Annotated in this window: 26 protein-coding genes and 1 pseudogene; 15 read left to right on the forward strand and 12 right to left on the reverse strand. The window is 69.0% G+C overall.

Annotation, left to right across the window (positions count from 1 at the left end):
• Positions 1–29: 29 nt before the first annotated feature.
• Together ACTOWL_RS20085 and ACTOWL_RS20090 are read left to right on the forward strand one after the other, a co-directional pair.
• Positions 30–758: an amino acid ABC transporter ATP-binding protein gene (locus ACTOWL_RS20085; protein WP_441323046.1), complete on the forward strand. Its 729-nt coding sequence runs from the start codon at positions 30–32 to the stop codon at positions 756–758.
• 55 nt (positions 759–813) lie between these two features.
• Positions 814–1,611: a transporter substrate-binding domain-containing protein gene (locus ACTOWL_RS20090; RefSeq protein ID WP_441323047.1), complete on the forward strand. Its 798-nt coding sequence runs from the start codon at positions 814–816 to the stop codon at positions 1,609–1,611.
• Positions 1,612–1,785: 174 nt separating this feature from the next.
• Here ACTOWL_RS20090 and ACTOWL_RS20095 read toward each other — a convergent pair whose 3' ends face one another.
• Genes ACTOWL_RS20095 through ACTOWL_RS20120 form a run of 6 tightly spaced genes read right to left on the reverse strand, consistent with a single transcriptional unit; the run spans position 1,786 to position 9,160 of the window.
• Positions 1,786–3,672 carry a CocE/NonD family hydrolase gene (locus tag ACTOWL_RS20095; protein WP_441323048.1) on the reverse strand — a complete coding sequence of 629 codons (1,887 nt, stop codon included), beginning with the start codon at positions 3,670–3,672 and terminating at the stop codon, positions 1,786–1,788.
• A complete protein-coding gene (locus ACTOWL_RS20100; RefSeq protein WP_441323049.1) occupies positions 3,669–5,255 on the reverse strand; it encodes an ABC transporter substrate-binding protein in 1,587 nt (528 codons plus the stop codon). Before ACTOWL_RS20100 ends, ACTOWL_RS20095 begins: the two co-directional genes overlap by 4 nt.
• Positions 5,256–5,294: 39 nt before the next feature.
• Entirely contained in the window at positions 5,295–6,287 is a 993-nt protein-coding gene (locus tag ACTOWL_RS20105) for an ABC transporter ATP-binding protein (protein WP_441323050.1), read from the reverse strand.
• Entirely contained in the window at positions 6,284–7,258 is a 975-nt protein-coding gene (locus ACTOWL_RS20110; RefSeq protein WP_441323051.1) for an ABC transporter ATP-binding protein, read from the reverse strand. Before ACTOWL_RS20110 ends, ACTOWL_RS20105 begins: the two co-directional genes overlap by 4 nt.
• Positions 7,259–7,283: 25 nt before the next feature.
• Complete coding sequence (locus tag ACTOWL_RS20115; RefSeq protein WP_441323052.1) at positions 7,284–8,192, reverse strand: ABC transporter permease; 909 nt, start codon at positions 8,190–8,192, stop codon at positions 7,284–7,286.
• Complete coding sequence (locus ACTOWL_RS20120; protein ID WP_441323053.1) at positions 8,189–9,160, reverse strand: ABC transporter permease; 972 nt, start codon at positions 9,158–9,160, stop codon at positions 8,189–8,191. The genes ACTOWL_RS20115 and ACTOWL_RS20120 overlap by 4 nt, the downstream gene beginning before the upstream one ends.
• A 182-nt stretch (positions 9,161–9,342) precedes the next feature.
• On the opposite strand from ACTOWL_RS20120, the gene ACTOWL_RS20125 reads away from it, so the two are divergent.
• Positions 9,343–10,305: a LysR family transcriptional regulator gene (locus tag ACTOWL_RS20125; RefSeq protein ID WP_441323054.1), complete on the forward strand. Its 963-nt coding sequence runs from the start codon at positions 9,343–9,345 to the stop codon at positions 10,303–10,305.
• 310 nt (positions 10,306–10,615) lie between these two features.
• Positions 10,616–10,996, forward strand: coding sequence for an iron chaperone (locus ACTOWL_RS20130; RefSeq protein WP_441323055.1), 381 nt, complete (start codon positions 10,616–10,618; stop codon positions 10,994–10,996).
• A gap of 47 nt (positions 10,997–11,043) precedes the next feature.
• Here ACTOWL_RS20130 and ACTOWL_RS20135 read toward each other — a convergent pair.
• Together ACTOWL_RS20135 and ACTOWL_RS20140 are read right to left on the reverse strand one after the other, a co-directional pair.
• Positions 11,044–11,316, reverse strand: a pseudogene (locus tag ACTOWL_RS20135) (transposase); the annotation flags it as partial.
• A gap of 49 nt (positions 11,317–11,365) precedes the next feature.
• Positions 11,366–12,382 carry a GntR family transcriptional regulator gene (locus ACTOWL_RS20140; protein ID WP_441323056.1) on the reverse strand — a complete coding sequence of 339 codons (1,017 nt, stop codon included), beginning with the start codon at positions 12,380–12,382 and terminating at the stop codon, positions 11,366–11,368.
• Between the two features lie 368 nt (positions 12,383–12,750).
• Here ACTOWL_RS20140 and ACTOWL_RS20145 point away from each other — a divergent pair, with 368 nt between their 5' ends.
• The 11 genes from ACTOWL_RS20145 (at position 12,751) to ACTOWL_RS20195 (ending at position 23,135) form a co-directional block, all read left to right on the forward strand.
• On the forward strand, positions 12,751–13,833 hold the full coding sequence (locus tag ACTOWL_RS20145) for an ABC transporter ATP-binding protein (RefSeq protein ID WP_441323057.1): 1,083 nt from the start codon (positions 12,751–12,753) through the stop codon (positions 13,831–13,833).
• A gap of 17 nt (positions 13,834–13,850) precedes the next feature.
• The gene (locus ACTOWL_RS20150; protein WP_441323058.1) at positions 13,851–14,735 is read left to right on the forward strand and encodes an ABC transporter permease; all 885 of its coding nucleotides are present in this window, start codon (positions 13,851–13,853) and stop codon (positions 14,733–14,735) included.
• 3 nt (positions 14,736–14,738) lie between these two features.
• A complete protein-coding gene (locus tag ACTOWL_RS20155; RefSeq protein ID WP_441323059.1) occupies positions 14,739–15,590 on the forward strand; it encodes an ABC transporter permease in 852 nt (283 codons plus the stop codon).
• Positions 15,587–16,333 carry an SDR family NAD(P)-dependent oxidoreductase gene (locus tag ACTOWL_RS20160; protein ID WP_441323060.1) on the forward strand — a complete coding sequence of 249 codons (747 nt, stop codon included), beginning with the start codon at positions 15,587–15,589 and terminating at the stop codon, positions 16,331–16,333. The genes ACTOWL_RS20155 and ACTOWL_RS20160 overlap by 4 nt, the downstream gene beginning before the upstream one ends.
• Positions 16,334–16,341: 8 nt before the next feature.
• Positions 16,342–17,100, forward strand: coding sequence for an SDR family NAD(P)-dependent oxidoreductase (locus tag ACTOWL_RS20165; RefSeq protein WP_441323061.1), 759 nt, complete (start codon positions 16,342–16,344; stop codon positions 17,098–17,100).
• 70 nt (positions 17,101–17,170) lie between these two features.
• Positions 17,171–18,406, forward strand: coding sequence for an ABC transporter substrate-binding protein (locus tag ACTOWL_RS20170; protein ID WP_441323062.1), 1,236 nt, complete (start codon positions 17,171–17,173; stop codon positions 18,404–18,406).
• Between the two features lie 24 nt (positions 18,407–18,430).
• Complete coding sequence (locus tag ACTOWL_RS20175; RefSeq protein WP_441323063.1) at positions 18,431–19,528, forward strand: ABC transporter ATP-binding protein; 1,098 nt, start codon at positions 18,431–18,433, stop codon at positions 19,526–19,528.
• A 34-nt stretch (positions 19,529–19,562) separates the two neighbouring features.
• Complete coding sequence (locus tag ACTOWL_RS20180; protein ID WP_441323064.1) at positions 19,563–20,444, forward strand: polysaccharide deacetylase family protein; 882 nt, start codon at positions 19,563–19,565, stop codon at positions 20,442–20,444.
• 4 nt (positions 20,445–20,448) lie between these two features.
• Positions 20,449–20,769, forward strand: coding sequence for a hypothetical protein (locus ACTOWL_RS20185; RefSeq protein WP_441323065.1), 321 nt, complete (start codon positions 20,449–20,451; stop codon positions 20,767–20,769).
• Complete coding sequence (locus ACTOWL_RS20190; RefSeq protein ID WP_441323066.1) at positions 20,766–21,815, forward strand: CobW family GTP-binding protein; 1,050 nt, start codon at positions 20,766–20,768, stop codon at positions 21,813–21,815. The genes ACTOWL_RS20185 and ACTOWL_RS20190 overlap by 4 nt, the downstream gene beginning before the upstream one ends.
• A gap of 81 nt (positions 21,816–21,896) precedes the next feature.
• Complete coding sequence (locus ACTOWL_RS20195; protein ID WP_441323067.1) at positions 21,897–23,135, forward strand: ABC transporter substrate-binding protein; 1,239 nt, start codon at positions 21,897–21,899, stop codon at positions 23,133–23,135.
• A 129-nt stretch (positions 23,136–23,264) separates the two neighbouring features.
• Here the strand turns inward: ACTOWL_RS20195 and ACTOWL_RS20200 are convergent, their stop codons facing one another.
• The 4 genes from ACTOWL_RS20200 to ACTOWL_RS20215 all read right to left on the reverse strand — a co-directional run.
• Positions 23,265–23,942: a hypothetical protein gene (locus ACTOWL_RS20200; RefSeq protein ID WP_441323068.1), complete on the reverse strand. Its 678-nt coding sequence runs from the start codon at positions 23,940–23,942 to the stop codon at positions 23,265–23,267.
• Positions 23,943–24,001: 59 nt separating this feature from the next.
• Entirely contained in the window at positions 24,002–24,748 is a 747-nt protein-coding gene (locus tag ACTOWL_RS20205) for an HAD family acid phosphatase (protein WP_441323069.1), read from the reverse strand.
• Positions 24,749–24,804: 56 nt separating this feature from the next.
• The gene (locus ACTOWL_RS20210; RefSeq protein WP_441323070.1) at positions 24,805–25,983 is read right to left on the reverse strand and encodes a serine hydrolase domain-containing protein; all 1,179 of its coding nucleotides are present in this window, start codon (positions 25,981–25,983) and stop codon (positions 24,805–24,807) included.
• A 108-nt stretch (positions 25,984–26,091) separates the two neighbouring features.
• Positions 26,092–26,484 (reverse strand): autotransporter outer membrane beta-barrel domain-containing protein (locus tag ACTOWL_RS20215; RefSeq protein ID WP_441323071.1); only part of this gene is annotated, 393 nt, incomplete at its 5' end.

Here is a 26,484-nt window from a genome sequence, read left to right on the forward strand (position 1 = left end):
CCTCAAGAAGACATCAGGGAGAGAACGCGATGACCGCGATGGTGACGCTGCAGGACGTGCGCAAGAGCTTCGGCGAGCTGACCGTGCTCGACGGCGTGTCCTTCGCCGTCGACAGGGGCCAGGTCACGGCCCTGATCGGCCGCAGCGGGTCGGGCAAGAGCACCGCGCTGCGCTGCATCGACCGGCTGGAGACGATCGACGGCGGCGAGATCACGGTCTGCGACCACAAGGTCAGCGACCCGGAGATCGACCTGCGCCGGCTGCGGCTGGACGTCGGCATCGTGTTCCAGAGCTACAACCTGTTCCCGCATCTGACCATCGAGCAGAACATCACCCTGGCCCCGGTCTCGGTGAAGAAGGTGCCGCGGGTCGAGGCCCGGGCACTGGCCCGCGGCGTGCTGGACCAGGTCGGCCTCGGCGAGAAGGCCGATGCCTATCCCGAGCAGCTGTCGGGCGGCCAGCAGCAGCGCGCCGCCATCGCCCGGTCGCTGGCGATGCAGCCCAAGGTGATGCTGTTCGACGAGGTCACCTCGGCCCTCGACCCCGAGCTGAAGGGCGAGGTGCTGAAGGTGATGGAGGATCTCGCGGCGCGCGGCATGACGATGATCATGGTCACCCATGAGATGGGCTTCGCCCGTCGCGTGGCGGACCGCATCGTCTTCATGCATCGCGGCCGGGTGCACGAGCAGGGGCCGGCCGAGATCCTGGTCAACCCCGAAACGCCGGAGCTGCAGCAGTTCGTCGCCAACGAGCTCTGAGCCCGCCCGTCTCATCAGAACAACCAACCAGAACATAGACAAGGAGGAGACGCAGATGCAGCCGTCAATCCGCTGGAGCCGGGCGATCGCCCTGGCCTGTGCCCTGAGCCTCGGGGCCTTGACCGCCCGGGCCGACCTGCTGGACGACATCATGGCCGCCAAGACCATCCGGATCGCGACGGACCTGGCCATCCCGCCCTCGGGCATGATCGACGACCAGATGAAGCCCACCGGCTCCGACGTCGAGACCGCGCAGCTGCTGGCCAAGGATTGGGGGCTGGAGCTTGAGTTCGTGCAGACCACCGGCGCCACCCGCATCCCGAACGTGCAGACCGGCAAGGCCGACATCATCATCTCGACCCTGTCGGTGACGCCGGAGCGGGCCAAGGTGATCGACTTCTCGAAGCCCTATGCCGCGCTGCAATCGGTGATCGGCGCCCCGGCGAGCGACCCGATCAAGGACTGGGCGGACCTGCAGGGCAAGTCGGTGACCGTCACCCGCGGCACCACCCAGGACACCGAGCTGACCAAGCTGGCGGCGGAGAAGGGCTTCCAGGTGGTGCGCTACGACGACGACGCGACCATGGTGACCGCCGCCGTCTCGGGCCAGGCCCAGATCGTCGCCACCTCGGCGACGCTGGTGAACCAGATCAAGCAGAAAGCCCCGGACCGCGCCTTCGAGCCGAAATTCCTGATCCGCACCTTCGACCTCGCCATCGGCCTGCGCCAGGGCGAGCCGCGGCTGATGGAGAAGGTGAACGAGTGGGTGTCGGCCAACCTGAAGAACCGCAAGCTGAACGACATCTACCAGAAGTACCACGGCTCGCCCCTGCCGGAGGCGATGCTGCAGTAGGACGACCCGACCTCATACTCACGGATCGTCATCCCGTGCGCGCTGCGGCGCGAAGTGTCGCTGCGCAGACACGGGATCTCTGTACGTTCTGGAGCGAGATCCCGGTTCTGCGGCGCATCACTTCGTGCTGCGCCGCGCCCGGGATGACGAGGAATAGTGATGAGGGTGCCGCCCTCACCCCTCCCCCGGCTTCGGCAGGTCCGTCAGCGACCCGACCGGCACCACCGGCAGCACGATCCGCGACGGGTGCGCGCGGTCGAGATGGATCCGGTTGGTCGCCACCCGCTTCAGCCGGCCCGTGCCCTCCGGCTCGCCGCTGTTCGGGTTGACGTCGTATTTCGGGAAGTTGCTGGAGGCGATGTCGAGCCGGATGCGGTGGCCAGCCTTGAACAGGTTGGCAGTGGCGAAGGGCTCGATGGTGATGGCGTAGACCCGGCCCGGCTCCAGCGGCGACGGGCTTTCCCAGCTGTCGCGGTAGCGGCAGCGCAGGATGCCGTCGGTCAGGTTCAGGGCGAAGCCCTTGGGGTCGTCCGCGGTCGGCGGATGCACGTCGATCAGCTTGGCGGTGAAGTCGGTATCCGGCGCATCGGAGGAGACGAAGAGCCGGATTTCGATCGGCCCGACCACCGCGATGTCCGCGGCCAAAGGCTCGGTCTCGAACACCACGACGTCGGGGCGGGCGGAGAGCGGCAGGCCGGGCCGGCGGCTGCCGAAGAAGCGCTCGCCCTCGGTCTGGTCGAAGCCGCCGCCCTCGAACACCGGCTGGCCGGAGGTCAGGGCCCCGCCGATGGTCGGCACCGGGTCGGAAGGGTCGGACTGGTAGGCGATCGATGCCTGCTCCGCCTGCGGCGGGGCCGGGTCCAGCCGGCCGTCTTCGTGCAAATGGTAGTCGGTGAAGGCGGTGCCGGGCAGCGGCCAGTCCGGCGCCGCGATCCAGCGGCCGCCATGGTCCAGCCGGCCCTCTGCCGTGCGCCGGCCGCTGCCGCCGCCCATCAGGAACAGCCGCGCCGTGGGCTCCGCCTCGGCGCCGTTGCCGATGCCCTTCAGCCAGCGGTCGAACCAGCGGCGGCGGAACTGCAGCCAGCTTGAGGTGACATTGCCGTCGATCGTCGCCGCCGGCCCGAACTCGACGTCGCCGCTGAAGGTGGTGTTGCGGTTGCCGTGCAGCCACGGCCCCATGATCAGCTGGACCGGAGCCGTCCGGCCGCTGAGGGCGCCATAGTTCTCCATGGTGGTGCGGACATAGGCGTCGTACCAGCTGGACATCAGCACCATCGGCACGTCGGGGAAGCGGTCGTAATACCCCTCAGCATAGATGCCAAGCTGCTTCCAGTAGTCGCCGAAGGACCCCTGCGTCCATTGCTCGAACAGATAGGCCTCGTAGTCCGGCACGGCGCGCACCGGTGAATGGCCGGGTCGCCAGGGCATGGCGGCGAACCAGGCGCGGATGTCCTCGGCCTCCAGCGCCGCCAGCACCTTGGGATCGGCCAGCGCCGCCGGGCTTTCCTTGGCCTGGCTGAAGGCCCAGGTCGCCTGCTTCAGCTCGAAGGCGCCGCCCTGGCGGATGCCGCACTGGTAGGAGTTCGAGAAGCCGCCCGAATCCACCACCATGCAGGCCAGGCCCGGCGGGTTCAGGCAGGCCAGCGCGAACTGGGTGTGGGCGGCATAGGACAGGCCCATGGTGCCGACCTTGCCGTTCGACCAGGGCTGGGCCGTGATCCAGGCGACCGTGTCGAAGCCGTCCGGCCCCTCGGAGGTGTATTTCGTGAACGCCCCCTCGGAGCCGTGGCGGCCGCGGCAGTCCTGGAAGACCACGGCGTAGCCGGCGCGGACGAAATGCGCCGCCACCTGCGGCCGGGTCATCGGCCCGTCCATGCCGACCCCGATCTCGGAGCGCGACAGCTCGGTCTTGCCGTAGGGCGTGCGCTCCAGGATCGCCGGCAGCGGGGCGTCGACGCCGATGCGGTGGCCGGCCGGCAGGTACACATCGGTCGCCAGCCGCACGCCGTCGCGCAGGGTGACCATCCGGTCGCGCAGCGCCTGGATTTCGCCCGAGCTCACTTGGCCGCCTCCGCATAGGTGGCCAGGGTCCATTCGTTCTTGTTGGCGCGGTAGGTGATGCCGTTGCGCGCCGCCCAATGCACGGTCGGGAAGTACAGCGGCACGATGCCGACATCGCCGAAGCCGATCTGCGCCGCCTGCTCCAGCAGCTGGTTGCGCTTGGCTTCGTCGAACTCCGCCAGCGCCTGCTTCAGTACCGCGTCGAACTCGGGGTTCGAGTAGCGGGCGCGGTTGAAGGCGCCTTTGCCGGCGTCCTTGTCGTAGGTCGCCAGCACATTGGTCAGGGCGTTGGCCGAGTTGCTGTTGCTGTTGCCGAAGCTGAAGATGAAGGCGCTGTACTCCTGCTTCGAGGCGGCGCCGGCATAGACGTTGTAGGGCTGGGTGACCACGCCGTTGATCTTCAGCCCGCCGCGCGCCAGCATCTGGCCGATCGCCTGGGCGATGTCGGCGTCGCCGGCGAAGCGGTCGTTCGAGGAATGCACCGTCAGCCCGAAGCCGTCGCCATAGCCGGAATCGGCCAGCAAGGCCTTGGCCCCGGCGGCATCATAGGCCTCCGGCTTCACGTCGGTCGCGTAGCCGCCCAGCCCTTCCGGCACGATCTGCCCGGCCGCCGTGCCGGAGCCGTTCAGCAGGCGCTGGATGATCAGGTCGCGGTTGATCAGCTTCGAGACGGCAAGGCGCACCCGCTTGTCCTTCAGCGGGTTGGCCGCCAGCGGCTGGCCGTTCTTGTCGGTGACGAACGGGCTCTGGTCCCGCGCCGAATCCAGCGCCAGGTAGATCAGCCGGCCGGAGGTGGTGGAATAGACCTTGGCCTTGCCGCTGCTCTCGACCGTGGCCACGTCGTTCGGCGGCACGCCGTCGATCAGGTCGACCGACCCGGACAGCAGCGCCGCCATCCGCGCCGCGTCGTTCGAGATGAACTTGATGGTGACGTTCTCGAAGGCCGGCTTGTCGCCCCAGTAATGCGAGTTCGGCGCCAGCACCAGCCGGTCGCCCGGCACCCATTGCTTGAACACATAGGGCCCGGTGCCGATGGCGGCGGCGCCGGAGTTGAAGTCGCTGGTGGCCTTCCCGTCCGATGCCTTCTTCGAGACGATGTAGACGAGGCCGACCTGCTCGATGAATTGCGGCGTCGGCGCCTTGGTGGTGAAGCGGATGGTCAGCGGGTCGACCGCGGTCATGGCGGCGATGCTGCCGACCGCGCCAGTGAAGGGGGCCGGGCTGTTCGGCACCGATTTGGCACGGTCGAGCGAGAAGATCACGTCCTCCGCCGTCAGGTCCGAGCCATCGCTGAACTTGACGCCGGGGCGCAGCTTGACCTCCCAGGTCGTCGGGTCGACCGAGGTCCAGGACAGGGCCAGCGCCGGCTGCACCTGCAGGTTCTCGTCGGTCTGCACCAGCCGGTCGAACATGTGCTGCGCGATCGACTGGTTGTTGCCGGTGCGCGAGAATTGCGGGTCGATGGCGGAGGGCTCGGTCGCCGTGCCGATGGTCAGGTCGGCGGCCCAGGCGGCGCCGAAGCTCGCGGCGCTCAGCGCCAGGGCCAGGGCGACGCCGCCCAGGGTCTTCCGCATCATCGACATCGTGCTCTCCTCTGTTCGGTTTCGGGCGCGTTCAGCGCCTCAGATCAGGTGGCAGGCGGCCTGGTGGCCGGGCGCGACCGGGCGCAGCGCCGGCCGCTCGGTGCGGCAGCGGTCGGTCGCCATCGGGCAGCGCGGGTGGAAATGGCAGCCGCTGGGCGGATGCAGCGGCGACGGGATCTCGCCCTTGATCGTCTCGAATTTGCGCTTGCGGTTGCTGAGCCGCGGCACCTCGTTCAGCAGCGCCACGGTGTAGGGATGCAGCGGCCGGTCGAACAGCTCGGCGGTCGCCGCGGTCTCGACCACCCGGCCGAGATACATGATCACCACCCGGTCGCTGATATGCTCGACCACGCCGAGGTCGTGGCTGATGAACAGGTAGGTCAGGCCGAGATCCTGCCGCAGCTCCAGGAACAGGTTCAGGATCTGCGCCTGGATCGAGACGTCGAGCGCGGCGATGGATTCGTCGCAGACCAGGAAGTCCGGCTTCACCGCCAGGGCCCGGGCGATGCCGATGCGCTGGCGCTGGCCGCCGGAGAACTGGTGCGGGAAGCGGTCGCGATAGGCCGGGTCCAGCCCGACCCGGCGCATCACCTCCTGGACATAGCCGTCGGCCTCGCGCCGCCGCACCAGCCCATGCACCCGCGGCGCCTCGCCGATGATGTCGCGCACCCGCTTGCGCGGGTTCAGCGAGGCGAAGGGGTCCTGGAAGATCATCTGCGCCTTCAGCCGGGCGTCATGCGCCGCGTCGCCGGCCAGCCCGTCGACGTCCCGGCCGCGCCAGCGGATCGCGCCGTCGCTCTTCGGCAGGATGCCGGCCATCATCCGGCCCAGCGTGGACTTGCCGCAGCCGGATTCGCCGACCAGCCCGACCACCTCGCCCGGCGCCACCGCCAGGTCGACGCCGTCGACGGCGTGCACCGTCCGCTCCTCGACCTTGGCGCCGAGGAAGCGCGCCGTCTTCTCGGCATAGTCCAGGCGCTTGCTGAAGCGCTTGCCCAGGCCGGCGGCCTCGATCAGGGGGGCCGCGGTCATGGACGGGTCTCCAACTGCGGGTGGAAGCAGCGGAAGGCGCGGTCGCCCCGCCGGGTCGTCTCCGGCGCCGCCAAGCAGGCCTCGCTGGCGTGGTTGCAGCGCGGACGGAAGGCGCAGCCCTCGGGCAGCGACAGCGGCGACGGCGCCATGCCGGGGATCTGGAACAGGTTCGCGCCGCGCGGCCGGTCGCCGGGCACCGAGCCGATCAGCCCGATGGTGTAGGGATGCGCCGGCCGGTCGATCACCTCGTCGACCGTGCCGGTCTCGACCACCCGGCCGGCATACATGACGCAGATCCGGTCGGCCAGGGCGGCGACCACCGCCAGGTCGTGGCTGACCCAGATCAATGCCGTACCGGTCTCGCGGCACAGGGTCTGCACCTGGGCCAGGATCTGGGCCTGGATGGTGACATCCAGCGCCGTGGTCGGCTCGTCGGCGATGATCAGGTCCGGCTTGTGTAGAAGGGCGATGGCGATCGCCACGCGCTGGCGCATGCCGCCGGAGAACTGGTGCGGATAGGCCTTCAGCCGCTCCTCCGGCGACGGGATGCCGACCCGGCCCAGCGCGTCGCGGCAACGGGCCACGGCTTCGGCCCGCGACACCCGCTCATGCGCCTGGATGGTCTCGACCATCTGGGTCTCGACCCGCAGCACCGGGTTCAGGGTCATCATCGGGTCCTGGAAGATCATGGCGATGCGGTTGCCGCGCAGCTGCCGCAGCCGCTCCGCCGGCAGCGCCGCCAAGTCCTCGCCCTTGAAGAGAATCCGGCCGCCGACCACCCGGCCCGGCGGGTCGACCAGGCCGAGGATGGAGAAGCCGGTGATCGACTTGCCGGAGCCGGATTCGCCGACGAGGCCCAGCACCTCGCCGCGGTCGACCCGGAAGCTCACCCCGTCGACGGCGCGCACTACCCCGGCCTTGGTGAAGAAATGCGTCTGCAGGTTCTCGACGCTGAGCGTGGGGGCGGTCATCGGCCTGGACGCCAATTGGGGGCCCTCACTTCTGCAGCCGGGGGTTCAGCGCCTCGCGCAGGCGGTCGCCGACGATGTTGATCGAGAAGATCAGCGCCAGCAGCAGCAGGCCCGGGAACACGCTGATCCAGTACAGCCCGGCCAACAGCACCTGGTAGCCGTTGGCGATCAAGAGGCCGAGCGACGGCTCGGTGATCGGCAGGCCGATGCCGAGGAAGCTCAAGGTCGCCTCGGCGGCGATGGCATGGGCCACCTGGATGGTGCCGATCACGATCACCGGCGGCAGGCAGTTCGGCAGCAGATGGCTGAACAGGATGCGCGCCTTGCTCAAGCCCAGGCATTGCGCCGCCTCGACATACTCCTTGCCGCGCTCGACCAGCGCCGCGGCACGGACGGCGCGGGCGAAATAGGCCCATTGCACCACCACCAGGGCCAGGATGACCTTGCCCACCCCCTGCCCCAGCACGGCCAGCATCATCAGCGCCACCAGGATGGTGGGGAAGCCCAGCATCAGGTCGACGACGCGCATGACCAGCGTGTCGATCCTGCCGCCGAAATATGCGGCCACCAGCCCCAGCGTGGTGCCGACGGCCAGCGCGAAGACCCCGGACAGCACGCCGACGCTGAGGCTGGTGCGCAGCCCGTACAGCATGGCCGAGACCATGTCGCGGCCCTGGGCGTCGGTGCCCAGCCAGTAGGTCCAGCCGTCCATGCTTTCGCTGCCCGGCGGCAGGCGGCCATCCATGATGCTGAGCGAGGCGAGGTCGTAGGGATCCTGCGGCGCGATCCACGGCGCCAGGATGGCGACCGCGACCAGCACCAGGCAGGCGATGGCGGCCAGGGTGGCGGCCTTGCTGTCCAGGATGCCGCGCAGGGCCTGGGCCAGGATGCCGTCGCCGAGCAGCGGCTTGCGGGGGATCACGGCGTCGCTCATGCGTCGGACAGCCGGACGCGGGGGTCGAGCACCGAGTACAGGATGTCGACCACCAGGTTGATGACGATGAACATGGCGACCACGATCAGCAGGTAGGCGATGATCACCGGCCGGTCGAGCCGCATGATGCTGTCGATGATCAGCTTGCCGACGCCGGGCCAGGCGAAGATGGTCTCGGTCACCGTGGCGAAGGCGATCAGCCCTCCGAACTCCATGCCGACCACGGTGACGATCGGGATCAGGATGGTCTTCAGCACATGCACGAAGATCACCCGCCGCTCGGTCAGCCCCTTGGCCCGGGCGAATTTGACGAAGTCCAGCGGCAGGGTCTCGCGCATGCCGCTGCGGGTCAGGCGGATGATCAGCGAGACGTTGAACAGCGACAGGTTGATCGCCGGCAGGATCAGGTGGGTCAGCCCGTCCCAGCTGGCGAGGCTGGTGTGCAGGCCCAGCACCTCGCCGGTGGCGCCGCGCCCGGTCGAGGGCAGCCAGCCGAGCATGACCGAGAAGATCATGATCAGCATCATCCCCTGCCAGAAGCTGGGCAGGCTGAAGCCGAGGATCGACCCCGTCATCACCGTGCGGTCGAAGCCGCTGCCGGCCTTGAGGCCCGACAGCACGCCGAGCGGGATGCCGACCACCAGCGACAGCATGAGGGCGATGAACGCCAGCTCCAGCGTCGCCGGCAGCCGCTCGAAGATCAGGCTGATCGAGGGCTGGTTGAACACGAAGGACCGGCCGAGATCGCCGTGCAGCGCGTTGCCGAGGAAGGTCAGGTATTGCCGCCACAGCGGCTGGTCGAGGCCGAGCGACTGGACCGCCTGGGCGATCTCGGCCTGCGAGGCGTCGGCCGGCACCAGGATCTCGATCGGGTTGCCGATGGCATAGACGCCGAGGAAGACGAGGACGGAGGTGACCAGCAGCACGAAGCCGCTCTGCACCAGCCGGCGGATGATGAAGACGGTCATGGCCGGCCTGGCGCCCCGGCGCGCGAATCCCGCATCTGCGTCCCTGTTCGCTTATGATGGGCCGAGCCGGGCGGACCCGGCGTGGCGAGGGGGACGTTAGGCGTGGGAGAGAACAGCCCGCAACATCATGCGGAATCCGCATCGGGCTATGCGCATTTCATGCGCGGCGGCGGCCCGGATGGGTGCTTCGTGTCGCGGATATCGGCGCTGCCGGCATGAACGTCAAGCAGCTCGAGGCCTTCAAGGCGATCATGCGCAGCGGTTCCACCACCGCCGCCGCGGCCCGGCTGGACCTGTCGCAATCGGCGGTCAGCCGCCTCTTGACCCAGCTGGAGGCCGAGCTGGGGCTGGAGCTGTTCGCCCGCGAGAAGGGCCGGCTGATCCCGACACCGGAGGCGGTCGGCCTGCTCGATTCGGTCGAGGACGCGGTCGACGGGGTGCAGCGGGTGCAGCATGTGGCGGAGGCGCTGCGGACCGGCAATTCCGACCAGATCCTGCTGCGCATCGGCGTGCCGCACAGCATGTCGCAGACCATCCTGCCGCTGATCGTCGAGGAGTTCCTGCGCGACCACGGCAATGTCGCGCTGGAGATCCTGTCCGGCGCCTATCACGAGACCGAGCGCGCAGTGCTGACCCGCCAGGCCGATCTCGGCTTCGTCCGGCTGCCGACCGGCGAGGCCGGGATGGACACGATCGCGATCGCCCGCACCACCAGCGTCTGCGTCATGCCAGAGGGGCACCGGCTGGCGGAGAAGGCGGTGGTGTCGGTCGAGGATCTGGAGGGCGAGCCGCTGGTGCTGCTGGGCCGGCAGCGCCCGGCGCGGGCGGAGATGGACCAGATGTTCCGGCGCGTCCATTTCCGGCCGCGGGTGCGGGTCGAGACCCATTCGGTCGGCTCGGCCTGCGCCTTCGCCGCGCAGGGGCTGGGCGTGACCATCGTCAACGCGCTGATGGCCAGCCATTTCCGCGACCTGCCGATCGCCATCCGGCCGTTCCGGCCGCTGCTGTGGAACGAGTTCGGCCTGGCCTTCGCCGCCGGCCAGCCCCGCTCCCGCGCCGCCGACCGCTTCGCCGAGCATTTCCGCCGCCGCCTGCTCGAGATGCTGCGCGGGCTGGAGGCGGAGTTCCGGCCGGAGGCGGGATAGGGGCGGGATTGCTGGCCCCTTTCAGAATTCCCTAGGGTCAGGACTCAATCAGCTTGACCGCAGCGACCGCTTTCGACCGAGGCTGTGTAAAAACGTGTCGTTGCCTTCGAAGCGAGCAACATTGGAACCGAGATGGTCGCCTCGATCGGCAGGAACGAATCCCACGTCCTTCGGCCTTGAATCAATGTTTCGCGCAGCGCCCATAGTTCGGAGTTTTCACACGGCCTGGACCCATTTCGGACCTTTCTCCTGATCAGCTTGATCCAATCATCCAACTGGTTGAAACTGAGATGGTGGGCGCTTGCCTTGAATGTCACGCCAGCGGAAGCCTGCTCTGACCATGTTTGCTGATCACGACGCCTACATAGCTGAGGCTCCTAAAGACCTCCGCCCTCTGCTGGTTCGATTGCGCGCTCAACTTGCGCGCGCGCTGCCTGACGCCGAAGAAGTCATCGCCTATAAAATGCCAGGGTTCAGGATCGGACAATCCATCATCGCGGGTTATGCAGCGTTCAGTAAGCAATGCGGCCTCTATCTATCTCCTTCCGCCATCAAATCGCATGCCGACGACATTGCCGCGGCCGGGCTCAAGTCTACCAAGACTGGCGTCACCTTCTCGCCGAGCCAGCCAATTCCTGAAGGGCTCGTTAAGAAACTCGCCCTGGCTTCTAGAAGGGATCAAAATCTCTGAGCGGGTCGATTCGGCATAGTCGTTTTGTCGATCCTTGACGCGATTGATTAGCACCAGAAAGCGATGACGGCGGCGAGCGCCACGGCTGGGGCGAAGTCGACCGCGAGCTTGTCATATCGAGTGGCCACACGCCGGAAGTCCTTCAAGCGACAGAACGCGGCCTCGATGCGCCAGCGGTCCCGATAGCGCCGTGCATCGTGCGCGATCGGGCGCTTGCCTGAGCGGGTGCTCGGGATCACGGGCGTGGTGCGGGCCGCCCTCAGGTGGCGTCGGAGGTGGTTGGCGTCGTAACCTCGATCCGCGACGAGTCGCTTGAGGCGGCACAGCGGCGTGGGATGGCTCGCAATGACGGCGAGGGGTGAGCGGCGCCTACCCGTGCTCCGATGTCTTGGTCAGGTAAGGCGCCAGATTGGCCGGGACCGGGATCACGGCGAGGGTCTTGAGGCGGGCGACGGCGCGGCGTTCGGCGGCCTGGAGATGCGTCTCCAGCACCGCGGCGGCCGCCGGCCAGGCCTCCTGCGCCAAGAGCTCCAGCACCAGGCGATGCTCGGTCAGGATCGGCTGGTCGTCGGCGATGCCGAGCGAGCGGGTGAAGGCGTGGGTGGCCAGCAGCGGCAGCTGGTTGTGGCGCAGCGCGTCGGCCAGCCGGGCGTTCGGCGTCGCCAGCACGCAGCGGACATGCAAATCCTCCTCGATCGAATCCATGGTCTCGGGCGGCGGCCGCGGCCCTGCCGCCTCGGCCCGGCGCAGCCGGGCCAGCATCGCCTCGACCTCGCCAGGCGGCAGCGACGGCGCGGCGCTGACCAGGGCCGGCGGCTCGAGCAGCCGGCGCATCTCGTAGAGCTCGCGGATCGCCCGGGCGGTCAGCGGTCCCGCGATCCAGTGCGAGCTGGCGTTCTTCTCGATCAGCCCGCGCTCCTGCAGCCGGCCCAGCACGTCGCGCACCACGGTGCGGCTGACGCCAAAATGGTCGGCCATCTCGGCCTCGACGATGCGGTAGCGGCCGAACACCAGGCAGGAGGCGATCTGCCGCTCGGCGGTGGCGTAGATCCGCTCCCAGGACGCGCGGGACTGCTGCGCCTCGTCGATCTCCTCCGCCGCGTCCAGGCCGAAGCCGCGGATGTCGGCGCGTAACGGCGCGACGCTGGCGGCTTCGGGCCCGACCAGGAAGCCGCGGCCCTCGAAGCGGTGGATCAGCCCGTCCGCCTCCAACCGCGCCAGCGCCCGCTGCACCGGGGCGCGGCTGGTCTGGAAGACCTCGGCGATCGGGCCCTCCAGCAGAACCAGCCCGGCCGGCAGCCGCCCGGCGCCGATCGACGACCGCAGCGCACGCTCGACGATCTCGTAGAGCCGCGGCGGGGACGCGTTCGTCGCCGTGTCCGTCATGTCCTGCAGCAGCGTTCCGCCCGTCCCGGTGATCCCTGTCCTCTGATGGCCCCCGCGGCGCCCCGGCGCAAGAGCCCGCTGCCCATCGCGCAGGCAACGGCGTCCAGAAAATGACTATCGCATACCCAAAGCGCCACGCTGGGTCTCAGAGCCTGCTTGAAACTTGGACAAACAAGCCTATCGAGGCTGATAGGAACCAAATCGCGCGACATGGCGAAGCTTTCAGTCACCACAAAAAGACTATTGCATACCAAAATCATTTTTGACTAGGCTTCCCGAGCCTCGCATCGAAACCGCGCAGCGGCGACGCCGAACGACGCGGACGGGATGGCGGGGCTCAGGGCACGGCTTGGGAGATTCGGGGACGCATGACTCTGCTCCTGGAACTGAGCGGCATCGCCAAGGCCTATGGCGGCGCGCCGGCGCTGAGCGACCTGTCGCTGGCGGTCGGCGCGGGCGAATACCTGTCCATCCTCGGCCCCAGCGGCTCGGGCAAATCGACCATGCTGCGGGTCGTCGCCGGCTTCGAGACGCCGGATGACGGCGATGTGCGGCTGGAAGGAAGATCGATCCTGTCGACACCGGCGCATGAGCGCGGCATCGGCTTCGTGTTCCAGGGCTTCGCCCTGTTCCCGCACATGACCGTATTCGACAACGTCGCCTACGGCCTGCGCCACCGCAGCCGCGGCCCGGTGGCCGACGAGGCGGAGGTCCGCCGCCGGGTCGGCGAGGCGCTGGAGCTGCTGGGCCTGACCGGCCTGGGCGCCCGGGCGGTCAGCCAGATCTCCGGCGGCCAGAAGCAGCGCGTCGCCCTGGCCCGCACCCTGGTCACCGACCCGAAGATCGTACTGCTGGACGAGCCGCTGGGCGCGCTCGACGCCAATCTGCGCGAGCGGATGATGATCGAGCTGAAGCGCATCCAGGCCCAGCTCGGCGGCACCTTCCTGCATGTCACCGGCAATGAGCAGGAGGCGCTGGCGATGGGCCACCGCACCGCCGTGCTGGACCGCGGCCGGATCGCCGAGATCAGCCCGCCGCAGACGCTGTACAACCGGCCCGGCTCGGTCCGGGTCGCCCGCTTCCTGAACTGCTACAACATCTTCGAGGGCATTGTCGGCGACGGCGCCTTCCGCTTCGCCGAGGCCGCCCTGCCGCTGCCGGGCGAATCCACCGCGGGCGCCGCCGCCTACTGCATCCGCGCCGACAAGGTGACGGTCGCGGAGGAGACGGAGCCGGCGGCGCCGGGCGAGGCGGCCCTGCCCGGCCGCTTCATCGCCAGCGAATATTCCGGCGCCCGGGTGACCTATCTGTTCGACGTCGCCGGCAGCCGGCCGGTCGAGGTCGAATATCATCTGAGCCACCGCCGACCGGGGAGCTTCGACGCCGGGCGCCGCTATGCGCTGCGCTGGCCGGCGGCGGATGCCCTCGTGTTCCGCGAGGGGCGGCGATGAGCGCCGGAGCGGAGATCATGACCGAGGCCGCACCGGCCCCGGTTCCAAGGCGACGCACCGGGCGGCGGGTCGCGGCGCTGCTGGCGGCGCCGGGGGCCTTGTGGATGACCGCGTTCCTGGTCGTCCCGATCGCGATGATGGTCTATGTCAGCTTCTGGACCCAGAAGACCTTCACCATCGAGCCGACGCTGACCCTGCAGAACTGGGGCACCTTCTTCGGCACCTCGACCTATCTGTCGGCGCTGTGGACCACGGTCCGGATCTGGCTGATCGTGCTGGCGACGACCCTGGCGCTGGGCTATCCGGTCGCGCTGTATATCGGCCTGTTCGTCCGCAACAAGACGGTCCAGACCATCCTGCTGGTGGTCTGCGTCGTGCCGTTCTGGACCTCGTTCCTGATCCGGGTGCTGGCCTGGCGCCCGATGCTGGGCACCGAGGGCGCGGTCAACATCCTGCTGATGAAGCTGGGCGTGGTGTCGGAGCCGGTGGCGGGCCTGCTGTTCACCGAGCTCAGCGTCGTCATCGGCATGACCCAGATCTACGTCGTGTTCATGGTCGGGCCGATCGCCTTCATGCTGTCGCGGATCGAGCCGAGCCTGATCGAGGCCGCGCGGGACCTGGGCGCCGGCACCGGCCGCATCTTCCGCACCGTGATCCTGCCGCTGAGCCTGCCCGGCGTGATCGTCGGCGCGATCTTCGTGTCGGTCATGGTGCTGGGCGAGTTCGCCACCGCGGCCGCCCTGTCCGGCCGCAAGGTCAACCTGCTGGGCAACATCATCGTCACCCAGGTCGGGTCGCTGAAATGGGCCTTCGCCGCCGTGGTCGGCGTGATCCTGACCGTGGTGATGGGCATCGTCGTCGCCGGGCTGCTGCGCCTGGTCGACCTGCGGAAGGAGCTGTAGGCCATGCAGGGGCAGCCGCTTCTCCGCACCGCGCTGATGGCCTTCACGGCGCTGTTCATCGTGTTCCTGTACGGCCCGCTGGCGGTGCTGGCGACGCTGAGCTTCCAGTCGGGGCCCGAGGGCGGGCCGCAATTCCCGATCATCGAGTGGTCGACCTACTGGTACCAGCACCTGTTCGGCTGGGCGCCGCCGTCCCGCGTGGCGCCGCTGGCGATCGGCGACGCGCTGGTCCGGTCCCTGACCCTCGCCTTCATGACCATGGTGGTGGCCACGGTGCTGGGCACCCTGTCGGCCCAGGCCTTCCGGTCGCGCTTCCGCGGCTCCGGCATCGTCTTCTACCTGATCGTGCTGGGCATGATGGTGCCGGGCGTGCTGGTCGGGCTCGGCGTCGCGCTGGTCGCCAACGAGCTGGGCATTCCGCGGGCGTGGTGGGGGACGTCCTTCGTCACCCATGTGGTCTACACCTTCCCCTTCGCCTTCCTGGTCATGCTGGCGATCTTCAACCGCTTCGACCGGTCGATCGAGGAGGCGTCCTGGAGCCTGGGCGTCAGCCCGATCCGCACCTTCCGCAAGATCACCTTCCCGCTGATCTTCCCGGGGGTGCTGAGCGCGATGCTGTTCGCCTTCACCCTGAGCTACGACGAGTTCCCGCGCACCCTGTTCACCGCCGGCGGCGGCCAGACCCTGCCGCTGACGATCTACGGCACCTTCTCGGTCGAGATCCATCCGAACATCTTCGCCTTCGGGGTGCTGACCACCCTGTTCTCCTTCGCCCTCCTGGCCGTCTACGGGATCCTGATGACGCTGTCGGTCCGCCGGGCCAAGCGCATGGCGATCCAGGAGGAGCTGCGATGAGGGCGCTGGCCGACCACACCGCCATCGTCACCGGCGCCGCTGGCGGCATCGGCAAGGCGATCGCCGAGCGGCTGGCGGCGGCGGGCGCCGCGGTGCTGATCGCCGACCTGCATGCCGACCGGGCCGAGGCCGTCGCGGCGACCTTGCGCGCTGCCGGAGGTCGGGCCGAGGCGGTCGGCGCCGATGTCTCAGACGCCGATGCGGTGGAGCGCATCTTCGCGGCCGGTCGCGACGCGTTCGGCGACTGCACGCTGCTGGTCAACAATGCCGGCCATGTCCACCAATCGCCCTTCGAGGCGCTGGCGGTGGCCGACTGGGACCGGATGATCGCGGTGCATCTGCGCGGCACCTTCCTGTGCTGCCGCGCCGCCCTGCCGGCGATGCTGGCGGCCGGTGACGGCGTGATCGTCAACATCGCCTCGCAGCTGGGCCAGATCGGCGGCGTCGACCTGGTGCATTACAGCGCCGCCAAGGCCGGAATCATCGGCCTGACCAAAGCGCTGGCGCGCGAGGTCAGCGCCCGCGGCGTGCGGGTCAACGCGGTGGCGCCCGGACCGATCGAGACCGAGCTGGTGCGCGCCTTGTCCGAGGAGTGGCGGGCGGCGAAGAAGGCGCAGCTGCCGCTCGGCCGCTTCGGCGCGCCGGAGGATGTGGCCGAGACCGTGGCCTTCCTCGCCTCCCCCGCCGCCGCGATCTATGTCGGCCAGACGCTGGGGCCCAATTCCGGCGACGTGATGCTGTAGGAGGAATGATGTCCCGCAAGGTTGCCCTGATCACGGGCGGCGGCATCGGCATCGGCCGGGCCACGGCCCTGGCCTTCGCCGGCGCCGGCCATCACGTGGTCGTGACCGACGTGCTGGAGGCCGAGGGCCGCGCCACCGCCAAGGCGATCGGCGATGCCGGCGGCAGCAGCGAGTTCCAGCCGCTCGACGTCACCGACACCGAGCGGGTCAACGCCGTGGTCGCCGATGTCGAGGCCCGGCACGGCGCGCTGGACGCGCTGGTCGCCAATGCCGGCATCGCCCATCGCGTGCCGCTGTCGCAGATGACCGACGCCAAATGGGACCACACCTTCGACGTCGACCTGAAGGGCATCTTCCGCGTGATCCGCGCCGCGCTGCCCGGCATGCGCACCCGCGGCCAGGGCGCCATCGTCGCCCTGTCCTCGATCATGGGCGTGGCCTATGGCTGGGACGAGCATGTCCACTACTCCGCCGCCAAATCCGGCGTGGTCGGGCTGGTGCGCGGCCTGGCGGTGGAGCTGGCGCGCAGCGGCATCCGCGTCAACGGCATCGCCCCCGGCTACATCCGCACCGCCCAGGCCCTGTCGCGCGAGCATTCGCTGGGGCCCGAGGGGCTGGAGAAGGCGGCTTCGTTCATCCCCATGGGCCGCGTCGGCGAGCCCGACGACATCGCCGACGTGGCGCTGTTCCTGGCCTCGCCGGCGGCCCGCTACATCACCGGCCAGACCATCGTCGTCGATGGCGGCCTCCTGGTCGGACGCTACTGAACACCAAGTGTTGGCGGCCCCGCAGAAGGGCCGGTTTTCGGGTGGTTTTCACGATAACGGGAGACTTCGCATGGCACAGATTCCGGCCTTGAGCCGCAGGCAGATCCTGCAGGGCACGATCGGCGCCACCGCCCTGGCGATGGGCGGCGGCACGCCCTTCCTCAACTCGCGCCGCGCCTATGCCCAGGCCGGCGCCCTGGCCAAGGAGCAGCTGCGCACCATCGGCCTGTCGGTCACGGTGCAGGACCGCATCCTGGCCGATTTCAAGACCGCCTCCGGCGTCGGCGGCACCCAGGGCACGGCGGCGACCTTCCCCGACGCCCAGACCAAGATCCTGTCCGGCGCCACCGACTACGACTGCTGGGAGACCATCGGCGAGCGGCTGCCCTCGGTGGTGATGACCAACAACGTCACCGCCATCCCGGCCGCGGGGCTGAAGAACTGGGCCAACATCCGCGACACCTTCACCAAGCCGGACCCGAAATGGGCCCGCGGCGCGCAGATCGTCGGCCAGATCTGGAAGGACGAGGCGCAGACCGAGCTGTGGATGGTGCCGGCGGTCTACAACTACGATTCCATCGGCTTCAACCCGTCGGTGCTGTCCGACGAGGAGGCCAACACCTGGACCGCGATCTTCGACCCGAAGTTCAAGGGCAAGTCCGGGCTGAACACCGACCCGCTGATCGCGCTGGGCCAGGCCATCCTGGCGATGAACTCGCTCGGCCTCTCCGCCGTCAAGAATCCCGGCAACCCGAGCCAGGCCGAGATCGACGAGGCGATGAAGTTCCTGGTGTCGAAGAAGAAGGACGGCCAGTTCCGCGCCCTGTGGGGCGATTTCGGCGAGCTGGTGAACCTGATGGCGTCGGGTGAGATGGTGGTGTGCGACGCCTGGCAGCCGGCCGTCATGGCGGTGAAGGCGCAGGGCAAGCCCTGCCGCTACGCCGTGCCGAAGGAGGGCTACCGCGCCTGGGCGATCGGTGTGTCGCTGATCGCCAGCTCGCCGAACCAGGCGGCGGTGACGGCCTATGCCGATTACTGGCTGTCCGGCCCGCCGGCGATCACGGTGTCGGAGCAGGGCTACTACTCCCCCACCACCAACATCCAGTCGGTGATGGCGCCGGAGAAATACGGCTTCTGGTACGAGGGCAAGCCCTGGGTCGGCGCGCCCGACCGCGGCATCAAGGAAGGCGACCTGCGCGACGGCGGCTCGCTGGCCACCCGCGCCGCCCATGTCGCCTACTGGCACCAGTGGCCGGACGAATACGACCACGTCACCCAGAAATGGGACGAGTTCCTGAGCGCCTGACACCGTGGACCGAGGGGACGCACAGTGACCTACGATCTCGAACTCGTGAACGTCGGCAAGACCTATCCGGACGGCACGCCGGCAGTGATCGATTTCGACCTGCGCGCGGCGAAGGGAGAGTTCATCTCCTTCGTCGGCCCCTCGGGCTGCGGCAAGACCACGACCCTGCGGATGATCGCCGGCTTCGAAGAGATCAGCGCCGGCGACGTCCTGGTGCGCGGGCGGCGGATCAACGACCTGCCGCCCGAGCGCCGCCCGACCTCGACCATCTTCCAGAACTTCGCCCTGTTCCCGCACATGACCGTGCGCCAGAACATCGAATACGGCCTGAGGGTGAAGGGCCTGCCGGCGGCGGAGCGAAGGGCCAAGGCCGACCGGATGATGCAGGTGCTGGACCTGACCGACATCGCCGACCGCCGCAGCGCCGGCCTGTCCGGCGGCCAGCGCCAGCGCACCGCCCTGGCCCGCGGCCTGGTGGTCGAGCCCGACATCCTGCTGCTGGACGAGCCGCTGGGCGCGCTCGACGCCAATCTGCGCAAGTCGATCCAGGCCGAGCTGAAGCTGCTGCAGCGCAACATCGGCATCACCTTCGTCTTCGTCACCCATGCCCAGTCCGAGGCGCTGGCGCTGTCGGACCGCATCGTGGTGATGAACCGCGGCCGGGTGGAGCAGATCAGCCCGCCCGAGGAGATCTATCGCCGGCCGCAGACCGAATTCGTGGCCCGCTTCATCGGCCGCAACACCGTGCTGCCGGGCCGGCTGGAGGCGCGGGACGGCGCCGTGGCCCGGGTCGTCACCGGCTTCGGCCCGCTGCACGGCACGCTGAACGACCCGACGCTGAAGGTCGGCGACGCCGCCGCGGTGGTGGTGCCGTCCGAGGCGATCGACGTGGTCGGCGCGGCCCAAGGCGCGGCGCTGGCCGGGCGCGGCGACACCCTGCCCGGCCGGCTGATCGGCCAGGCGGTCACCGGCCATGCGCTGCACCTGACCATCGGCCTGGCGGACGGGCGCGAGATCGGGGTCGAGAGCCATGTCGACAAATACGCCGCCGGCTGGTCGGGCGAGGAGATCGTGCTCGGCTGGCAGCCGGGCGAGGCGACGGTGATCCGGGCGGCCGCGTGACACGGCGGCGGCCCAACGAGAGGAGGAACCCCTGATGGCGAAAGAGATCCTGTGCGGCTTCGGCGTCGATGTCGACGCGGTGGCCGGGTGGCTCGGCTCCTATGGCGGCGAGGATTCGCCGGACGACATCTCGCGCGGCCTGTTCTCCGGCGAGGTCGGCAGCCCGCGCCTGCTGAAGCTGTTCGACCGGCTGGGGATCAAGACCACCTGGTTCATCCCGGGCCATTCGATCGAGACCTTCCCGGAGCAGATGAAGGCCGTCGCCGAGGCCGGGCACGAGATCGGCATCCACGGCTACAGCCACGAGAACCCGATCGCCATGACCCCGGCGCAGGAGGAGGAGGTTCTCGACAAGTGCATCGAGCTGGTGACCCAGCTGTCCGGCCGCCGGCCGACCGGCTATGTCGCGCCGTGGTGGGAGTTCAGCCAGGTCAGCAACGAGCTGCTGCTGAAGAAGGGCATCAAGTACGACCACTCGCTGATGCACAAGGACTTCGAGCCCTACTATGTCCGCGTCGGCGACAGCTGGACCAAGATCGACTTCGCGAAGAAGCCGAGCGAGTGGATGGTGCCGCTGAAGCGCGGCGTCGAGACCGACCTGATCGAGATCCCGGCCAGCTGGTACCTCGACGACCTGCCGCCGATGATGTTCATCAAGAAGTCGCCGAACAGCCACGGCTTCGTCAATCCGCGGCACATCGAGGAGATGTGGCGCGACCAGTTCGACTGGGTCTACCGTGAGTACGACTATGCCGTGTTCCCGATCACCATCCACCCGGACGTGGCCGGGCGGCCGCAGGTGCTGCTGATGCTGGAGCGGCTGTACAACCACATGATCCGCCACCCCGGCGTGCGCTTCGTCACCATGGACGAGATGGCCGACGACTTCGCCCGGCGGCACCCGCGGAAGAAGTAGCACCATGTGCGGCGTGTGCGGCGTGCTGGGCGGCGAGGAGCACTGGACGGCGGAATCCGGCCGGCCGGAGGTGTTCGGCGCCGGCCGCACCCGCCGGGCCGAGCGGCTGCACCGCGCCGCCGCCGCCAACCGGATCCTGACCCTGTTCGGGCTGCGGCTGGACGACTGGCAGGGCAGCGCCTTCGTGCTGAGCGGCCCGACCGGCCAGCGCGAGATCGTCGACGCGCTGCCGGCGGTGTGGGCGGCGGCGGCACGGATGCGGGGCCGCAGGATCGACCCGCTCGACCCCGCCCTGCTCGACCGCATCGCGGGGAGCGGGCGATGAGCGAGGCGATCCCGGTCAATGTCCTCACCGGCTTCCTGGGCAGCGGCAAGACCACGCTGCTGCGCCACATCCTGGCCGACCCGGCCTTCGCCGGCTGCGCCGTGCTGATCAACGAGTTCGGCGAGGTCGGGCTGGACCACCATCTGCTGCAGGCGGTGGACGAGGACGTGGTGCTGATGCAGAGCGGCTGCATCTGCTGCACCATCCGCGGCGATCTGGGCCGCGCCATCCGCGGCCTGTACGACCGGCGCGAGGCCGGCACCATCCCCGCCTTCGGCCGGCTGATCGTCGAGACCACCGGCCTGGCCGACCCGATCCCGGTGCTGGCGACGGTGATGAGCGAGCCGGTGATCCGGCACCATTTCCGCCTGGGCAACGTGATCGCCACGGTCGATGCGGTGAACGGCCTGGCCCAGCTGGACCGCCAGCCCGAGGCGGCGAAGCAGGCGGCGGTGGCCGACCGCATCCTGGTGACCAAGACCGACCTGGCGGCGCCCGAGGCGGTGGCGGCGCTGGAGGCTCGGCTCCGGGCGATCAACCCGGCGGTGCCGCTGTGGCGCTCCGCCAACGCCCCGCCGCCGGCCGAGGCGCTGGTCGGCGGCGACGCCTTCGACCCCGCCACCAAGCCGGCCGAGATCCGCCGCTGGTTCGACCTGGCGCGCTGGACCGGCAGCGCCGCCTGGCATCACGACCACGGCCACGACGTGAACCGCCACGACCAGAGCATCGCCGCCTTCGTGCTGGAGGTCGAGGACCGGGTCGACTGGACCGTGTTCGGCCTGTGGCTGACCCTGCTGCTGCACAGCCGCGGCGACGACGTGCTGCGGGTCAAGGGGCTGCTGCACGTCGCCGGAATCGACACCCCGGTGGTGGTCCAGGGCGCGCAGCACATCGTGCACGCGCCGAGCCATCTCGACGCCTGGCCGGACGGCGACCGGCGGTCGCGGCTGGTGTTCATCACCCGCGGCATCGCCCGGGCCGAGATCGAGCGCTCCTTCGCCGCCTTCCAGGCCGCCTTCGCCGAGACCGCGACGGTTCCGGCGTGATCCGCCCGAACGGCCCTTGCGCCGCACTGGCCAGCCGCCGGCAAATCCGCTTCTAATACGGCTTCGCCCAGGGGATGGACCATGGCCGCGGACGCAGCCGACAGCATGTTGAGCAAGCCGGGGCTGAGCAAGCCGGCGGTGCACACCGAGGGCCGGCCGCATCTGCGTGTGCTCGGCACCGAGATCACGCTGCTGGACAGCATCCGCGAACGGGCCGAGGCCGATCTGGGCATCACCATCGGCTACGAGACGCTGGATTTCCTGGGCGCGCAGCAGAAGGCGGCGACCCAGCCCGGCGCGTTCGACATCTACGACCAGTGCTTCCACAACCTCGACATCGTCTGGTTCTGGAAGGCGATCCAGCCGATCGACACCGGCCGCATCCAGCATTGGGGCGAGGTCAACGACCTGACCAAGACCGGGCGGCTGAGCGCCGACGCCATGATCGGCCGCGGCGACGCGCCGGTGAAGAAGCTGTATGTCCAGCCCGACCGGTCGCTGGGGCCGCAGCCGTCGCGCCACATCAGCATGCTGCCGGCGGTGCACAATGTCGACGCCTTCGCCTATGACCCGACCGTGGTGCCGCCGGGCCAGCCCTATGAGACCGAGAGCTGGGGCTGGCTGCTGGACGAGCGCTGGCACGGCCGGGTCGCGCTGGTCGACGAGCCGGCGATCGGCGTGTTCGACGCGGCGCTGGCGGCGCAGGCGCGCGGCGAGGCCAGCTTCGCCGATATCGGCAACATGACGCTGGCGGAGATCGACCGGCTGATCGACCTGCTGATCGCGCGCAAGCGGCAGGGGCATTTCTGCGGCTTCTGGCAGACCATGGCCGACGCCAAGCGGCTGATGGTCGACCACCGCGCGGCGATCCAGAGCAGCTGGGCCCCGGCCGCGGTCGCCCTGTCCGGCCTGGGCGTGCCGGTGCGCGAGGCGGCGCCGCGCGAGGGCTATCGCGCCTGGCATGGGGGCTTGTGCATCGCCGCGCCCCTGTCCGGCCGGGCGCTGGACGTGGCCTATGCCTATCTGAACTGGTGGCTGTCCGGCTGGCCCGGCGCGGTGATGGCCCGGCAGGGCTACTACATGTCGATTCCGAAGCGGGTGCGCCCGTTCCTGGACCCGGCCGAATGGGACTACTGGTACGAGGGCAAGCCGGCAGCCAAGGACCTGGAGGGCACCGACGGCCGGGTGGCGGTGAAGGCCGCCGCGGTGCGCTCCGGCGGCTCCTACTGGCGCCGTGCCAGCCGCATCGCGGTGTGGAACACGGTGATGGACGAGCACAATTATCTCGCCCGCCGCTGGTCGGAGCTGACGGCGGGGTGAGAGCGGGGCCAGGCCTCGACAAAAATCCCCTCACCCGGAGGCGCAAGCGCCTCCGACCTCTCCCGTAAATGGGAGAGGCAAAACACTCGGTTCGTCAGGATCAGAGGGCATGTCGCGACGGCGCGGCCCTCAGCTGCTGTCCGGCTTCGGCGGCCTGGACGGCGGAAAGCCGTCCACGGACTCGTCCGGCGGCTCGGCCCAGTCGTCCCCAGGGAGAGAGGCCGCGGCGACGCATTCCACGCGCGGGCCGGGCAGGCCGATGGTGTCGGCGGCGTCCCAGCCCTGCGGCGGAGGGGCCGAAGGCGGCATGCGGCCGATCTTGCGGCAGACCTCGCGCAGGAACTCCTCGGGCGACAGGGTGTCCAGCTGCACGTCCAGGATCTCGTCCTCGACCAGCGACTCCCACACCATCGACCGCACGCGTTCGACGTCCTCGGGCTCGTCCGGCTGGGCCACCGCCTTGGCGACGGCCTCGGCAGTCTGCTCCCGCTTCTGCCGGCGGCGCTCCTGCTCGCCCGACTCGGTCCGCTTGGCCCGGCGCATCAGGTAGTCGGCGCGGATCCGCTCGGTCATGGCGAGCGACAGCCGCACCGACCGGGAGAGCCGCGACTGCATCAGCGGGTAGTCCGGCATCTCCGACCCCCGCAGGATCTGCGACTGCTCCCGCGTGGTCGCCCGCTTGGTGGCGATGTCCAGGTCGACGATCTCGCGCAGCTTGTCCAGCGCCCACCCCGTCCATTTCATGTCGGGATCGGTCGGCTTGATCTCGTCGGAATCGGATTGCGTCTCGTCCATAGAACGTATCATGAACGAGATGCGAGAGGTTAAGCAATGAACATTGCGTGAACAACTGATGGGGAGAGCGATCAGCGCACGCGGTAGAACGGGTTCGGCAGCAGGAACGCGCGCTCCGCATGGCCGCCCTCGAGATCCGAGGGCTGATCGCCGACATTGGCAACGATCGTATAGCCCTCGCCCTCGATCGCGGCGCGCACCGGCGCCTTGAAATCCACGGCTGAGGTGAAATGCGCACCGTCCGGCACCATCGCGAGCCTGACATAGCCGCGATAGCCCGCCGCCGCGAGATTCCGCTCTGTCGCCGCGCGTTGGTTCTCAGGCCGTCCGGTGATGAAGAAGACCGCCACGTCCGTGGCCCGGGCCTGCCGGAACAATGCCAGGGTCGGCCCGATCGCCGGATCGCGCCCGAGCTGGTCCCAGGCCGCCCAGCCGCACGGTCCTTCCCCCGCCGGGTCGCACGGGCCGACGATCGGGCGTCCGAAATCGTCGCGCGTGATGATCTCCCAGTTCGACAGGGCGGTCTCGTCGATATCGAGCACCAGGGCCGGCCGGGGCACGGCGGCGGCCCGGGCGGCGAGCCAGCGCCCGGCCTCGGCGGCGATGTCGGCGACATCGCGGTCATAGGCGCCCGAGTTGTGATAGGCGAGCGCCGCGGTCCGGGCATCGCCGACATTGGCCGGCTGGCTCGCGACGGAAACGAAGGGCGATGCCGTCGGCGCCGCGTGCCGATCGGCGGCGCAGGCCGAGAGGCCCAGGCAAAGCGCGACGGCAAGGGCGGCGGGCATCGGGTTGGGACGGCGGCAAAGCGGCAGCACGGACGACCTCCCAGTGGTGGACGTGTTTCTGACCAGTCGGATCTATCCGCCGTGTCCTAGTCGGCTTTCGATGTCTTGACGATCTGGTAAAGGGCGGCGACGGCGTCGTTGAGCTTGCTGGTGCCTTCCGGCGGCTGACTGTTGGTCTGGACCGTGATCATCAGGTCCTCGGCGGCGATCCACACGTAAAGCGTCCGATAGCCGAGGGTCTCGCCCTGGTAGAACCACTGCGCGCCCAGAGGCCCCAGGATGCGGTTGCCCAATCCCAGAGAGAAGCCGGCCGGATCATCCTCGGAAACGGCGGCGATCGGCTCGCCCGTCTTCATCGAAACGAGCTGCATCCACTCCTGCTGCTGCTTCGGCGGCACCACCTTCCCGTGGAACACGGCGCGCATCCAGCGATCGACGTCACGGGCGCTGGAAATCGCGCCGCCGGCGGCTTGTGCCCAGGAGGTGCTGGCCTCACGCATGTCCCGTCCCATGATCGACAGGTTCCACGATTCCTTGCAGCCGGGCTGGTAGTCGGCGCACGCCTGGTTCTCGAAGTAGCCATGCGACAGCCGGTTGATCACCGATTCCGGGTAGGTACCGGCTTCATAGAATGTCGAATAGAGACCATGCGGCTCGATGATGAGATCATGGACGAGGTCGCGATAGTGCTTGCCGGTGGCTTTTTCGGCGATCATGCCGGCGAGGACATAGTTGGTATTGGAATAGAAATAACCGCTGTTTTCCGGAAGCTGGTTGGTCGCGCCCGGATACGCGGCGGCGACCAGCTCTTTCATCGTGAAGTCCCGCTTGGGCTGGTCCGCCCAGGCGCGGGACATCCACTCGGTCTCGGAGTAATTGGGAATGCCGCTCGTCATGTTGAGGAGGCGGCGGATGGTAACGTCCTGCCACGCCGGATACTCCGGCAGCCACTTGCCGAGCGGGTCATCGATCGAGAGTTTTCCCGCCGCTTCGAGCTTGAGGATCACCGCGACGGCGAATGACTTCGACGTGCTCCCCATCTGATAGAGGGTGTCCTGGTCAACCGGACCGGCGCCCGGGTCGCGGCCCACTTTCCCGGCGAAGGCTTCGATTGCCGGTCCGGCATCGCCGAAGCTGATATACGCGGCGATGCCGGTGACGTCTTCGATCGGCGCTCGCGCCGCCAGCCAGGCGGCGAGCGCAGCCTGGACCTTCTCGACCTGAGTCGACTCGGCCGCGAGACAGACATTGGCAGCCAGAGCCATGCCGGCTCCCAAGAGGACCGAAAGCATTCCATTCTTCATCTCGCGCTCCCGATTGTCGTTACAACGATGCTTCCGAAGGCCGCCATGTGCCGGGACACCGACAGGGGTTCAGAACCGATAGCCCAGCCGCCCCAAGCCGGCATGTGAGGCATACCCGTCGCCGACCTCGGTGCTGTACTGCAGTCGAAAGTCCCAATTCGTGCTGTTCAGCACTTCGGCGCCGACGGTGAACTTGCCCAGCACGTCCGGGATGGGTGTCGTGGCGCGGAAGCCCCGGCTGCCCGGCTGGCCGGCAAAGCGCGCTGTCGCCGCCCAGTCGCCGCTGGCGTTGAGCTCGACGCCGGCGCTCGCGAACGGGCGCAGCACCGCGGTGCCGCCGATGGGGATGCGCCGGCCCACCTCCACCGCGGGAATCGCCGTGAAGGCCGTGGCGCCCTCGGATTCGACGGCAAGGTCGAATGGGCCTGCCCCCGTCTCGGTGTAGCTGTTGCCGTGCACATA

This window comes from Inquilinus sp. CA228 (assembly GCF_052078665.1).
Lineage (GTDB): Bacteria > Pseudomonadota > Alphaproteobacteria > DSM-16000 > Inquilinaceae > Inquilinus.